Source organism: Streptomyces thioluteus, assembly GCF_039535865.1.
Genome location: NZ_BAAAXZ010000121.1, coordinates 24,258 through 37,312, shown reverse-complemented (window position 1 = coordinate 37,312; position 13,055 = coordinate 24,258). Strand labels below are relative to the sequence as shown.

Sequence of the window (13,055 nt, the reverse complement as noted above, 5' to 3'; positions counted from 1 at the left end):
ACGACTCGCGAGCGTCAAACTCCTTCAAGGCCAGCCGTGTAGCGGCCCGTCCGCTCTGGGCCCCCCCTCCCCCCCTCCCCCCTCCCTTGTCCGAATAGCGGGACGAGATCCTCGTCGACGCGACGGCCTTCCCCACGGACGGCTACATCGCCGCGTCGGCGGCCCGGCTGACCGGCCGCGTCGTCCGGGCCGTCGAGCCCGCCGCCATGGCCTCCGAGGCCGGCCCCCGCACCGCGGCGGTACTCGTCAACCACGTCGACTACCGCACCGGACGGCTGCACGACCTGCCCGGCATCACCGCCGCCGCGCACGCCGCCGGGGCGCGCGTCGTGGGGGACCTGTGCCACAGCGCGGGCGCCCTGCCCGTCGGGCTCGACGAGCACGGTGTGGACCTCGCGGCCGGCTGCACGTACAAGTACCTCAACGGCGGCCCCGGTTCGCCCGCCTTCCTCTACGTGCGCCGGGAGCTCCAGTCCCGCTTCGACTCCCCGCTGCCGGGCTGGAACTCGCACGCCGACCCGTTCGGCATGGAGCCCGGCTACCGGCCCGCCGACGGGGCGACGCGCGGCCGGGTCGGCACGCCCGACATCCTCTCCCTGCTCGCCCTGGACGCCGCCCTCGACGTCTGGGACGGCGTGGACCTCGCGGCCCTCCGGTCCAAGAGCCTCGCCCTCACCGACTTCTTCCTGCGCTGCGTGGCCGCGTATGTCCCCGGGGGCCGGGTGACGTCCGTCACCCCGGACGCGCACGCCGAGCGCGGCAGCCAGGTCTCGCTGCGCTGCCCCGGCGCCGGGGAGGTCATGGCGGAGCTGATCCGGCGGGACGTCGTCGGCGACTTCCGCCGGCCGGACGTGCTGCGCTTCGGTTTCGCGCCGCTGTACTGCCGTTTCTCGGACGCGGAGCGGGCGGCGCGGGAGCTGGGGGAGGCCGTGCGTAGTACTTGAGACGGACGGCCGGAGATCCTCATCGACGCGGACGACGACCGGTGGATGTCTGTTTACGGTGGAACGTGTGAATCCGACGCCCGAGCCGCCCTCCCTCCGCAGCGAGCTGCTCATGTTCAAGAGCGCCTTCGACGGCATCCACCGTGATCTCTTCACGGACGCCTTCGCCTTCCGGCCGCTGGCGCCGCTCGCGCCCGGCAGCCGTCTCCTGCGCGTCGTGCCGCGCGGCCTCCGCCGGTACGCGCGCTGGCTGCCGCACGCGGCGGTCGTGGCCCTGACCGTCTGCCTGGTCTTCCAGGCGTTCGCCCACAGCATGGGCCTGGCGGCGATGCTCCTGATCGGGGTGCCGCTGCTGATGACCCTGGTGCGTCCCATCGGCGCGTGGTGGTGCTCGGTCGGCGCGATCTTCTTCACGATCACCGTGGGGCCCTGGGTGGAGGTCGCCTTCAGCGTCCACGTCCTGGTGATGATGCTCGTCGCCATGCGGTCGCGGCCGCGGGTGGCGGGCGAGATGTGGCTGCTGACCGCCTGCATCGCGGCCTTCCTCACGGTCTTCCGGCCGGTCGTCGGGGTCGACGGCCTCTTCGAGCTGCTCGTCGTCTCCGCCGTGCTGCTGTTCGCCGTGTTCGCCGTGCGGCTGCTGCGCGAGTCCCGGCAGCAGGTCGTGGCCCAGACCGCCGTCACCGAGGCCGAGCGGTCCCGGCGCACGGTGCTGGAGGAGCGCACCACCATCGCCCGCGAGCTGCACGACGTCGTGGCGCACCACATGTCCGTCGTCGCCATCCAGGCCGAGGCCGCGCCGTACCGGGTCCAGGACACGCCGCCCGAGCTGGCCGCGGCGTTCGTCACCATCCGCGAGAACGCCGTCGCGGCCCTCACGGAGCTGCGGCGCGTCCTCGGCGTCATCCGTTCCGACGGCTCCGACGCGTTCGACGACCCCGAGGCGCCGCAGCCGACGCTCGCCGCGCTCGACGGGCTGCTGGCCAACGTCCGGGGTGCCGGGCTGGCCGTCGACCAGGTCACCACCGGGGTGGTGCGGCCGCTGCCGCAGGGCGTGGAGCTCTCCGCGTACCGCATCGTCCAGGAGGCGCTGAGCAACGTGCTGCGGCACGCGCCCGGTGCCGCCGCGCGCGTCGAGCTGTCCTACGTGCCCGTCGGGCTCGGACTGCGCGTCGTCAACGGGCCGCCCGACCGGCTGGCCAAGCCCTCGCCCGGCGCCGGGCACGGCGTGCTCGGCATGCGCGAGCGCGTCGCGATGCTCGGCGGCGAGATGACGGACGGGCCGACGGGCGACGGGGGCTACGAGGTCACCGCGTTCCTGCCGGTCTCCGTCGCGGAGGCCGCCGCGTGACCATCAGGGTCCTGATCGTCGACGACCAGATGATGGTCCGCGAGGGCTTCTCCGTCCTCCTCAACGCCCAGCCCGACATCGAGGTCGTGGGGGAGGCGGTGGACGGCCGCCAGGCCCTCGCGAAGGTCGCGGAGCTGCGCCCCGACGTCGTCCTCATGGACATCCGCATGCCCGAGCTCAACGGCCTGGAGGCCACGCGGGAGATCGTCGCGGCCGACGCGGACGCGAAGGTGCTGGTCCTCACCACCTTCGACCTGGACGAGTACGTCTACCAGGCGCTGCGGTCCGGGGCGAGCGGCTTCCTGCTCAAGGACGCGTCGGCGCGGCAGCTGGCGGACGGGGTCCGCGTGGTCGCCTCCGGCGAGGCGCTCCTCGCGCCCACGGTCACGAAGCGGCTCATCCAGGAGTTCTCCCGGCTGGGCACGCCGCGGGCGCCTTCGCAGGAGCGGATCGGGGATCTCACGGAGCGGGAGACGGAGGTGCTGGTGCTGGTCGCCCAGGGGCGGTCGAACGCGGAGATCGCGTCGTATCTCGTCGTCGCCGAGTCGACCGTGAAGACGCACGTCAGCCGGATCCTGGTGAAGCTGGGGCTGCGGGACCGGACGCAGGCGGCGGTGTTCGCGTACGAGGCGGGGCTGATCACGCCGGGGGGTTGACCAGGGGCTCAGGCCCTCGGCAGCACCAGCCGCCACGCCTCCCCCTCCGCCGTCCACGTCCGCGCCTCCACCGGCCCCCGTATCCGGTTGTCCGCCCGGTAGCGGAAGTCCGGACCGGACACGGTCACCGCACGGGCCCGGCAGCGCAGCGGGGCCTCCGCACCGGACGGGTGGACGGCGACCTCCGCCAGGCCCCCGGCCATGGCGACCGCGACCCGGTCCAGCGGCTGGTCCGCGTCGGCCAGCACCACCCCGTCGGCCTCGACCCGCAGCCGCGACGCCGTCGCCGCCGGGCGCCCGGTCGGCCTGGTCAGCAGGGCCAGCGCCGTCCGGGCCGTCCGCGCGGCGGGGGGACCACCACGGGCCCGTACGGCCGCCTGCCGGGCCGCCGGAGCGGTGGGCGCCCACCGGCGCCCAGAGCCCGCCCAGGACCACGCCCCCGCTCTCGTCCGCCAGCAGCCCCAGCCGTCGCTCCACCCCGTCCAGCACCGCCCGCGCGGCCGCCACCGCGCCCAGCGGGACGCCCAGCGCGCGGGCCACCGAGACGGCCGGGAGCGGCCCCACGGGCACCCAGGCCAGCGGCGCGTCGGCCAGCTCCCGCTGCCGGTGCAGCAGGGCGACCACGCGCAGTAACGCCCGGTCGTCCCCGACGACGACCAGCCGCCTCCGGCCGCGCCGGGCCACCGCCCGGGCGATCTCCGCGGGACCGTCCGGGAGACAGATTTTCGCCACCGATCCGGCGCTCAGCACATCCCTCGCGATCCGCACGGACTCGCCGTCCACACGCCTCGCGACCGGGTCGACGACGACAAGCAGCTGCTGTCCAGTCGGGTCTGCAGCCGACACGTTCGTCCTTCCTCAGGTAACCTCTCGGTGCAAGAGCCCCTGTCGCTGTTGCGCCAGGGGCTTCGTCTATCCGGGGCACCGGTTCGACGGCTCTAGCGGTGGTGAGCGCCCGTATCAAGCGGGCGACAGGCCACCTGCGCACGTTGGACATGCCCCGCCCGGAAGGGGTGTACGCCTGTGCCCGCACTTGTGCTGCTCGGTGCTCAGTGGGGTGACGAGGGCAAGGGGAAGGCCACCGACTTGCTCGGTGGGTCCGTGGACTACGTGGTCCGCTACCAAGGTGGCAACAACGCCGGCCACACGGTCGTCGTGGGTGACCAGAAATACGCGCTCCACCTCCTCCCCTCCGGCATCCTCTCGCCGGGGTGCACCCCGGTCATCGGCAACGGTGTCGTCGTGGACCCGGCGGTCCTGCTCTCCGAGCTGAGCGGGCTGAACGAGCGCGGCGTCGACACGTCCAAGCTCCTGGTCAGCGGCAACGCGCACCTGATCACGCCGTACCACACCACGGTCGACAAGGTGACGGAACGCTTCCTCGGCAAGCGGAAGATCGGCACCACCGGCCGCGGCATCGGCCCGACCTACGCGGACAAGATCAACCGCGTCGGCATCCGCGTCCAGGACCTCTACGACGAGTCGATCCTGACGCAGAAGGTCGAGGCTGCCCTCGACTTCAAGAACCAGATCCTGGCGAAGCTCTACAACCGCCGCGCGATCGACCCCGCGAAGATCGTCGACGAGATGCTGGCCTACGCCGACCAGATCAAGCCCTTCGTCGCCGACACCACGCTGATCCTGAACAACGCCATCGACGAGGGCAAGGTCGTCCTCTTCGAGGGCGGCCAGGGCACCCTGCTGGACGTGGACCACGGCACGTACCCCTTCGTGACCTCCTCGAACCCGACCGCGGGCGGCGCCTGCACGGGCGCGGGCGTCGGCCCCACGAAGATCAACCGGGTCATCGGCATCCTCAAGGCGTACACGACCCGCGTGGGCGCCGGTCCGTTCCCGACCGAGCTGTTCGACAAGGACGGCGAGGCGCTGCGCACCATCGGCGGCGAGCGCGGTGTCACCACCGGCCGTGACCGCCGCTGCGGCTGGTTCGACGCCGTGATCGCCCGCTACGCCACGCGCGTCAACGGCCTCACGGACTTCTTCCTCACCAAGCTCGACGTGCTCACCGGCTGGGAGCAGATCCCGGTCTGCGTCGCGTACGAGATCGACGGCAAGCGCGTCGAGGAACTGCCCTACAGCCAGAGCGACTTCCACCACGCGAAGCCGGTCTACGAGATGCTGCCGGGCTGGACCGAGGACATCAGCAAGGCGAAGACCTTCTCCGAGCTGCCGAAGAACGCCCAGGCGTACGTGAAGGCGCTGGAGGAGATGTCGGGCGCCCCGATCTCCGCGATCGGCGTCGGCCCGGGCCGCGACGAGACGATCGAGATCAACTCGTTCCTGTCGTAAGGCGGATACGCGCGGCGGGCGCCCCGGTGGTCATCGTGACCGCCGGGGCGCCCGCCGTTTTTCAGCGCTGTTTGGTGTAGACGAGCGACGCGTCCTTCGTGCCCGAGTCGACGAAGTCGCGGCGCATCCGGCCGTCCGGCAGCAGCGACAGGTCGGAGGCGGAGCCGGGCTGGCAGGCCGTGGTGGGCTGGGCACCGGTGACGGTGGACGGGCCGAGGTGCAGCAGGGTGGCGGTGCTGTTGCCGAGGACCGGGGCGGTCCAGGTGCAGCGGTACGCGGTGCCGTCGTCGAGGTTGCCGTACCCCTCGATCTCGGCGGTGCCGCCGCTCGCCCCGACGGTGAGGCCGATGGTGCGGTGGCTGCGGCCGCCGCCGGTGGCGAAGTCGGAGGACCAGGTGCCCGGGAACGCCTGCGCGCCCCCGGCCGGTGCGGCGCTGGTGGGCGGGGTGGTCGCCGGCGTCCTCGACGGGGTCCGGTCGGTGCGGCCGGGGCCCTTGGCGGAGGCCGTCGGACGGGCGGCGGGCTTCTCGTCGTCCGTCGCCGTCCGGTGCTTGACCAGATAGACCGTTCCGGCGCCGGCCAGCAGCCCGGCCGCCGCGATGGCGACGAGCGCGAGCGCCTTGCGGGAGCGGCGCGGGGCGGGCGGCGGGGGTCCGTAGGGCCCGTACGGGCCGGGGTGCGCCGGGCCGTAGCCGGGCGGCGGGGGCGGCGGATGCCCGGCGGGCGTTCCGGTGGACGTGGTGACGGCCGTCGCGGTGGGCGGGTCGGCGGGCGGGGGCGTGTGCGGCACGACGGCGGTGGGCCGCTCGGACGCGGGTATGGACTCCGGCGCCGGGGGCTCCGCGGCGCGCTCCCCGACCGGGCCCTCGGCGGGCCCCTCCGCCTCCAGCAGCCGCACCGCGTGCCGCCCCAGCTGCGCGACGAGCCCGCCGGGCAGCCACGGCTCGGCGGCCGAGCGCAGGTCGGCCAGTTCCTCCGCGGCGCCCGTCCGGTCGAGCACCTCCTCGGGCGTGGGGCGCCCGGCCGGGTCCTTCGCCAGGCAGTCGGTGACCAGCGCGAGCAGCGGCCCGGGGACGCCGGTGAGGTCCGGCTCCTCCTCGGCGACGCGGAACATCAGGGCGTGCACGCCGCTGTCCACGGTGCCGAAGGGCATCCGGCCGGTGGCCGCGTAGGCGAGCACCGAGCCGAGGCAGAAGACGTCGCTGGCCGGCGTGGTCTCGCGGCCGCGCACCTGCTCGGGCGACATGAAGCCGGGGGAGCCGACGGCCGCGCCGGTGCGGGTGAGCCCCTCCCCGTCGGTCACGGCGTCGAGGGCCCGGGCGATGCCGAAGTCGATGACGCGCGGCCCGTCGAGGGTGATCAGGACGTTGGAGGGCTTGAGGTCGCGGTGGACGATGCCCGCCGCGTGGACGGCCTGGAGCGCGCGGGCGAGCCCCGCGGCGAGGATGCGCACCGACCGCTCGGGCAGCGGCCCGAAGTCCCGGTCGACGACCTGGCGCAGCGAGGGCCCGGCGATGTAGCCGGTCGCCACCCACGGCACGTCCGCCTCGGTGTCGGCGTCCAGGACGGGCGCGGTCCACTCGCCGCCGACCTCGCGGGCGGCGCTCACCTCGCGCCGGAAGCGGCGGCGGAACTCCTCCTGCCCGGCCAGTTCGGGCTGGACCAGCTTGACCGCGACCGTGCGGCCGCGGTCCGAACGTGCCAGGTAGACCCGGCCCATGCCGCCCGCGCCGAGCCGGCCGACCAGCCGGTAGGCGCCGAGTGTGCGTGGGTCGTCCGGCGTCAGGGCGTCCATGCGCTCGGTTCTCCTTCCCCCATGTGTCCGAGCCGGAGGATAGCCGCACGCGAGAGGGCCGGCCCTCCACAGGGGAGGACCGGCCCTCTGGGGAAACTCAGGAGGGGGTGGGGAGGATGTTCTCGGCCTGCGGGCCCTTGTGGCCCTGGGTGATGTCGAAAGTGACCTTCTGGCCTTCCGTGAGTTCCCGGAAGCCGGTGGTCGCGATGTTGGAGTAGTGGGCGAAGACGTCGGCCCCGCCGCCGTCCTGCTGGATGAAGCCGAAGCCCTTCTCCGAGTTGAACCATTTCACGATGCCCGTGGCCAAGATGTACTCCTCGATAGAGCGGTGTGGGGCGCTCCGGAAGCTGCCCCGAAAGAGGAAGAGCGCCCGAGGTCACAGACCGTCAGGCGCAACTGGCGACGAACGTAGCACGCCGAACTTGGGCGAAACGGTATTTCTCGTACGGCGATTCGTGGACCGGGACCGGCACAGTGCCGGTATCCGGGGGTGGTCCCGGACACTGTGCCGGTGCTGCCGGGAGGGCGCCGCCCGTAGGCTGTCCGTGCGTCAGCCAGCAGGACCGCCAGAGCCCGTCGAGCCCCCGAGGTCACGCCCGTGAGCACGTTGCCCGACCCCGCCCTCGGTGCCGCCGTCAAGGCCGCCGACCGCGCCCACGTCTTCCACTCCTGGTCCGCCCAGGGCCTCATCGACCCGCTGGCCGTCGCGGGCGCCGAAGGCTCGTACTTCTGGGACTTCGACGGCAACCGCTATCTCGACTTCTCCTCCCAGCTCGTCAACACGAACATCGGCCACCAGCACCCCGCGGTGGTCGCGGCGATCCAGGAACAGGCGGGGCGGCTGTGCACGTTCGCGCCGGGCTTCGCCGTGGAGGCGCGCTCCGAGGCGGCCCGGCTCATCGCCGGCCGGACCCCCGGCGACCTGGACAAGGTCTTCTTCACCAACGGCGGTGCCGAGGCGGTCGAGAACGCCGTCCGGATGGCCCGGCTGCACACCGGCCGCCCCAAGGTGCTCAGCGCCTACCGCTCGTACCACGGCGCCACCGCCGCCGCGATCCATCTCACCGGCGACCCGCGCCGCTGGCCGTCCGACAGCGGCGCCGCCGGGGTCGTCCACTTCTGGGCGCCGTTCCTCTACCGCTCGCCGTTCCACGCGGAGACGGAGGAGCAGGAGTGCGAGCGGGCGCTGAGGCACCTGGAGGACACGGTCGTCTTCGAGGGGCCGGCGACGGTGGCCGCGATCATCCTGGAGACCGTGCCCGGCACCGCCGGGATCATGGTCCCGCCGCCCGGCTATCTGGCCGGGGTGCGGGAGATCTGCGACCGGTACGGGATCGTCTTCGTCCTCGACGAGGTCATGGCGGGCTTCGGCCGGACGGGCCGCTGGTTCGCCGCCGACCACTGGGACGTCGTCCCGGACCTGATGACCTTCGCCAAGGGCGTCAACTCCGGCTACGTCCCGCTCGGCGGCGTGGCCATCTCCGCCGAGATCGCCGCGACCTTCGAGAAGCGCCCCTACCCGGGCGGACTGACCTACTCCGGCCACCCGCTGGCCTGCGCCTCCGCGGTCGCGACGATCAACGCCATGGCCGACGAGGGCATCGTCGAGAACGCCGCCCGGATCGGCGAGGAGGTCCTCGGCCCCGGGCTGCGCGAGCTCGCCGACCGCCACCCGTCGATCGGCGAGGTCCGCGGCACCGGCGTCTTCTGGGCGCTGGAGCTGGTGCGCGACCGCGGGACCCGCGAGCCGCTGGTGCCCTACAACGCCACGGGCGAGGACAACGCCCCGATGGCCGCCTTCGCCGCGGCCTGCCGCGCCTCGGGCCTGTGGCCGTTCGTGAACATGAACCGGATCCACGTCGTCCCGCCGTGCACGATCGACGACTCGGAGGCGAAGGACGGCCTGGCGCTGCTCGACGAGGCGCTGACGGTCGCCGACGCGCATACCGTCTGACCACCGGCACGGACATACCGGTACGCTCCCCGACGGCCCTCGCCTATCTTGTTGCGAGGGCCGTTCGCGCGCTGGCGCGCGGTCACGGAAGGGGAGACGGACAACGATGCCCGGCAGCGAGGCTGTCAAGCGCACGACGCTGCGCTCACAGATCGCCGACGCCTTGCGCGAGGAGGTCATCGCGGGACGGCTTCCGGCGGGGCGGCAGTTCACCGTCAAGGAGATCGCCGAGAGCTACGGCGTCTCGGCCACCCCCGTCCGCGAGGCGCTGCTCGACCTGTGCTCGCAGGGGCTCCTCGACGTCGAGCTGCACCGGGGCTACCGGGTGCGGGAGTTCTCGTACGCCGACTTCCTGGACATGGTCGAGGCCCGCACGATGATGCTGGAGGGCATGTTCCGGCACGCCACCGAGCAGGCGATGACGGCCGCCACCCCGCCCGTCCTGGCCTCCGTGCGGCGCCGTGCCGAGGAGGCCTCGCGCGCCGCGAGCGCCGGCGACCTCGACATCCTCATCGGCTACGACCTGCGTTTCTGGCGCGAGTTCGCGGCCCTGGTCGGCAACCCCTACATCTCCGACTTCCTCGACCGGGTGCGGGTGCAGTGCTGGGTCTTCATGGTGCCGCTGCTGCGCCGGGTCGCCGATCTGCGCGGGCGGCTGTGGTGCGGGCACACGGAGATGGTGGACGCGCTGGCCCGCCGGGAGGCGGCGGCCGTGCAGCGGATCGTCACCGGCTACAACACCCATGCGATGACGCTGATCCGGTCTCTGACGGGCTGAGGTCCTGAAGGCTGACGTCCTGATGGCCCGAGGGGGCCGCGGCTGCCTGAGGATTCCCGTCCGAATCCAGCGGAATCCGGCCTTCCATGTCCGTCGGCCCTGTGTGACAACCCGCTGAGCGGCACTACTCTGGCCCGACCATCGCACTGAAGGCGAATACGAGAGTGAGCTCACGTGGCCTGTGACCTCTGGCTTGTCCCCCTGGTCGACGTGCTGTGCCACAGCCCCGACAACCCGTTCGCCGAGGAGATCGCCGTCTACGACAAGGCGCTCGGCGAGGCGGGGCTGCCGCCCGTCCCCGTCTTCGGCTACATGCCGGGACTGTCCGGGGACGTGGCCCCCGTCGCAGGCTTCGACTACGACGCGCTCCACTTCCTGCGCCGCGCCCATCTGCTGAACCTGTGCGGACTGACCGTCACCCCTGTGGACGAACTCGGCGGCGACTACGAGCAGTTGCTGGAGATGTTCGAGGCCACCGCCCAGCAGTCGCACCTGGTCTGGCACTACGACCACGCCGGTGCGTACGTCCCGGTGGACTTCGCGCACCCGCTGAGCAACGACGAACTCCTGGACGGCGGCGGCCCCTTGGGCTCCAGTCACGGCCTGCTGCGCGAACTGCGCTCCGTGGCCCCGGTCCTGGGTATCGATCCGGACAACCCGCCCGAGGCGCCGGCCGCTCCGGGCCGCCCCACGGCGCTGGAGGAGCGGGCGGTGCCGGGGCCGGCGGACGACAGCCCGTTCGCCCGGGAGCGGCACGTGTGGCTGGGGCTGCACGCGGCGGCCACCCGGAGCCTGGGACAGGGCTCGATGATCGTCTTCAGCTGAGGGCCGTCCCGTGAGGGCCGTCCCGGGCGGCGGGCCGCCGGGGCGCCCTAGCGGGGCGACTCCGGCGGCCGCTGGCGCGGCATGTTGGGGCGGGAGCCGGGCGGGATCGGGAAACGGCCGACGGCCACGCCGTTCTCCCGGGGGCCCCAGGCGACCAGCGACTGCGTGAGCAGCGGCGCCGGGCCGGCGCGGAACTCCACCATCCAGTCGGCCGTTTCGGCCCGGACGAGCTCCGAGACGTCCTCCGAGAAGCGGCGCAGCACCGTCAGGCAGCGCTCGGCCGCCTCGCTCGCCGTGCCCTCGGTCGGGCCGAGCACCTCGCGCACGCACTCCGAGGCCCAGTCGAACTGCAGGACCTCCAGGCGCCGTTGGACCGCCTGCGCGGTGGCCACGGCGCGCATCCAGCCCGTGGTCAGCCCGAAGTAGCGGTCGCAGCCGACGCAGGCCACCGTGCCCAGCAGGGCGAGGAACGCCCAGGTGGCGCCGGAGCGGAGGGCCCCGGCGAGCTGGAGCAGGGGCAGCGCGGCCCCGACGACCGTGCACGCCGCGGCGGCCACGCGCAGGATGCGGGCCCAGCGCCGTTTCCAGGCGCGGTCCGCCAGATACCAGTCGGCCAGGTACAGCGCGCCGCTCTCCACCCATCGGTACAGCTCGTCCAGGCGCTGGGCCGGCTCACCCCAGTCGCCCAGCGGGAACGTCCGGCCGCGCAGGTCTCCCCGGTGCTTCCCGTCCTGCTCCTTGGGGAGTCCCTCGGGTCGCATCTCAGGCTGGCTCACACCCGCACTCCCTCTTCGCCGCTGTGTACCGCTGTCACCGCCCCTTTCCTACCGCCGAACGGTTGGCCTTGTGCGCCGGATCCGGCCTTTGCCGCCCGTAAGTGCCTGGGAATCGGGTATAGGGGCACTTTTCGCCCTCACTCGAAAGAGTGGGTCACCTGTGTGGACGTGACGGGGCGCGTGCGGCGAAACGTTCTGACGAGGTCTGACGGGCACGGTGGGAGAGACGGGACGGGCGGCACTGATCGTTCCGGAAGGCAATAGGGTGACCCCCGTGAAGGTCCTCGTCATCGGCGGCGGCGCCCGCGAACACGCCCTGTGCCGCTCACTGTCCCTCGACCCCGACGTCACCGCGCTGCACTGCGCCCCCGGCAACGCCGGCATCGGCGAGGTCGCCGAGGTGCACCCCGTCGACGCCCTCGACGGCGCCGCCGTCGCGGACCTGGCCGGCGCCCTGGGCGCGGACCTCGTCGTCGTCGGCCCGGAGGCCCCGCTGGTCGCCGGCGTCGCCGACGCGGTGCGCTCGCGCGGCATCCCCGTCTTCGGCCCGTCCGCGGAGGCGGCCCGGCTGGAAGGCTCCAAGGCGTTCGCCAAGTCCGTGATGGCGTCCGCGAACGTGCCCACCGCCCGCAGCTACGTCTGCACCACCCCGGCCGAGATCGACGCGGCGCTCGACGCGTTCGGCGCTCCCTACGTCGTCAAGGACGACGGGCTCGCGGCGGGCAAGGGGGTCGTCGTCACCGACGACCTCGCCGCGGCCCGCGAGCACGCGCTCGCCTGCGACCGGGTCGTCATCGAGGAGTTCCTCGACGGCCCCGAGGTCTCGCTCTTCGCCGTCACCGACGGCGAGACGGTCGTCCCCCTCCAGCCCGCCCAGGACTTCAAGCGCGCCCTCGACGGCGACGAGGGCCCCAACACCGGCGGCATGGGCGCCTACTCGCCGCTGCCCTGGGCCGACCCCGAGCTGGTGGACGAGGTCCTGCGGACCGTCCTCCAGCCCACCGTCGACGAACTGCGGCGCCGCGGCACGCCGTTCTCCGGCCTCCTCTACGCCGGACTGGCGATCACCTCGCGCGGTGTCCGCGTGATCGAGTTCAACGCGCGCTTCGGCGACCCCGAGACGCAGGTCGTCCTGGCCCGCCTGAAGACCCCGCTGGCCGGGCTGCTGCACGCGTCCGCGACCGGCACGCTCGCCGCCCTCCCGCCGCTGCGCTGGGACGAGGGCGCGGCCGTGACGGTCGTCGTCGCCGCGCACAACTACCCCGGCACGCCGCGCACCGGCGACGCGATCGAGGGCCTGGCGGAGGCGGACGCCGTCGAGGGCGCCTACGTCCTGCACGCCGGTACGGAGCGGGACGCGCAGTCGGGCGCGGTGGTCGGCGCCGGCGGACGGGTCCTCTCGGTGACGGCGACGGGCGCCGACCTGGGCCGGGCGCGGGAGCGGGCGTACGAGGCGGTGTCCCGCATCCGCATGGACGGGTCGCAGTACCGGACGGACATCGCGGCGAAGGCCGCCGGCTAGTACGGGCCGCCCGCCGCCCGCCGCCCGCCGCCACGTCGTCCGCGCTCGCCCGGGGCCTCCGGTCCCCGGGCGGCCGGGCCCGTGCTCCGCGCAGCTGCTTTGGGCAAAGCCATTCCATCGGGTGACCGATAGGCCGATTGGCTG

12 protein-coding genes and 1 pseudogene are annotated in these 13,055 nt (G+C 73.4%); 9 read left to right on the top strand and 4 right to left on the bottom strand.

The genetic code is table 11. The annotated features are described in order from the left end of the window. Positions 1–98: 98 nt before the first annotated feature. From ABD794_RS15990 to ABD794_RS15980, 3 genes and pseudogenes are all read left to right on the top strand, one after another. Positions 99–944: pseudogene (locus tag ABD794_RS15990) on the top strand (aminotransferase class V-fold PLP-dependent enzyme); the annotation flags it as partial. 112 nt (positions 945–1,056) lie between these two features. Next, the gene (locus tag ABD794_RS15985; protein ID WP_344964044.1) at positions 1,057–2,295 is read left to right on the top strand and encodes a sensor histidine kinase; all 1,239 of its coding nucleotides are present in this window, start codon (positions 1,057–1,059) and stop codon (positions 2,293–2,295) included. Then, positions 2,292–2,951: a response regulator gene (locus ABD794_RS15980; RefSeq protein ID WP_344964038.1), complete on the top strand. Its 660-nt coding sequence runs from the start codon at positions 2,292–2,294 to the stop codon at positions 2,949–2,951. Before ABD794_RS15985 ends, ABD794_RS15980 begins: the two co-directional genes overlap by 4 nt. Before the next feature lie 8 nt (positions 2,952–2,959). Here ABD794_RS15980 and ABD794_RS19080 read toward each other — a convergent pair whose 3' ends face one another. Continuing rightward, entirely contained in the window at positions 2,960–3,154 is a 195-nt protein-coding gene (locus tag ABD794_RS19080; RefSeq protein WP_425586036.1) for a hypothetical protein, read from the bottom strand. Here ABD794_RS19080 and ABD794_RS19075 point away from each other — a divergent pair. Together ABD794_RS19075 and ABD794_RS15970 are read left to right on the top strand one after the other, a co-directional pair. Beyond that, positions 3,153–3,584, top strand: coding sequence for a hypothetical protein (locus ABD794_RS19075; RefSeq protein ID WP_425586035.1), 432 nt, complete (start codon positions 3,153–3,155; stop codon positions 3,582–3,584). The two genes, ABD794_RS19080 and ABD794_RS19075, sit on opposite strands and share 2 nt — an antisense overlap. Before the next feature lie 390 nt (positions 3,585–3,974). Then, positions 3,975–5,261, top strand: coding sequence for an adenylosuccinate synthase (locus ABD794_RS15970; RefSeq protein ID WP_344964036.1), 1,287 nt, complete (start codon positions 3,975–3,977; stop codon positions 5,259–5,261). Between the two features lie 61 nt (positions 5,262–5,322). On the opposite strand, the gene ABD794_RS15965 is transcribed toward ABD794_RS15970, so the two are convergent. Together ABD794_RS15965 and ABD794_RS15960 are read right to left on the bottom strand one after the other, a co-directional pair. Next, positions 5,323–7,056 carry a serine/threonine-protein kinase gene (locus ABD794_RS15965; protein ID WP_344964034.1) on the bottom strand — a complete coding sequence of 578 codons (1,734 nt, stop codon included), beginning with the start codon at positions 7,054–7,056 and terminating at the stop codon, positions 5,323–5,325. A 97-nt stretch (positions 7,057–7,153) separates the two neighbouring features. Beyond that, a complete protein-coding gene (locus ABD794_RS15960) occupies positions 7,154–7,363 on the bottom strand; it encodes a cold-shock protein (protein WP_344964032.1) in 210 nt (69 codons plus the stop codon). 291 nt (positions 7,364–7,654) lie between these two features. Between ABD794_RS15960 and ABD794_RS15955 the strand changes: the two genes are divergently transcribed. From ABD794_RS15955 to ABD794_RS15945, 3 genes are all read left to right on the top strand, one after another. Next, positions 7,655–9,010, top strand: coding sequence for an aspartate aminotransferase family protein (locus ABD794_RS15955; protein WP_344964030.1), 1,356 nt, complete (start codon positions 7,655–7,657; stop codon positions 9,008–9,010). Positions 9,011–9,116: 106 nt separating this feature from the next. Further along, positions 9,117–9,788, top strand: a complete 672-nt coding sequence (locus ABD794_RS15950; protein WP_344964027.1) for a GntR family transcriptional regulator — start codon at positions 9,117–9,119, stop codon at positions 9,786–9,788. A gap of 174 nt (positions 9,789–9,962) precedes the next feature. Beyond that, positions 9,963–10,613 (top strand): hypothetical protein, encoded by a 651-nt coding sequence (locus tag ABD794_RS15945; RefSeq protein ID WP_344964025.1) that lies wholly within the window; start codon positions 9,963–9,965, stop codon positions 10,611–10,613. Between the two features lie 47 nt (positions 10,614–10,660). Here the strand turns inward: ABD794_RS15945 and ABD794_RS15940 are convergent, their stop codons facing one another. Beyond that, positions 10,661–11,374, bottom strand: a complete 714-nt coding sequence (locus ABD794_RS15940; protein WP_425586038.1) for an SLATT domain-containing protein — start codon at positions 11,372–11,374, stop codon at positions 10,661–10,663. Between the two features lie 289 nt (positions 11,375–11,663). On the opposite strand from ABD794_RS15940, the gene purD reads away from it, so the two are divergent. Further along, complete coding sequence (gene purD, locus ABD794_RS15935; RefSeq protein WP_344964042.1) at positions 11,664–12,911, top strand: phosphoribosylamine--glycine ligase; 1,248 nt, start codon at positions 11,664–11,666, stop codon at positions 12,909–12,911. The last annotated feature ends 144 nt before the right edge of the window (positions 12,912–13,055 follow it).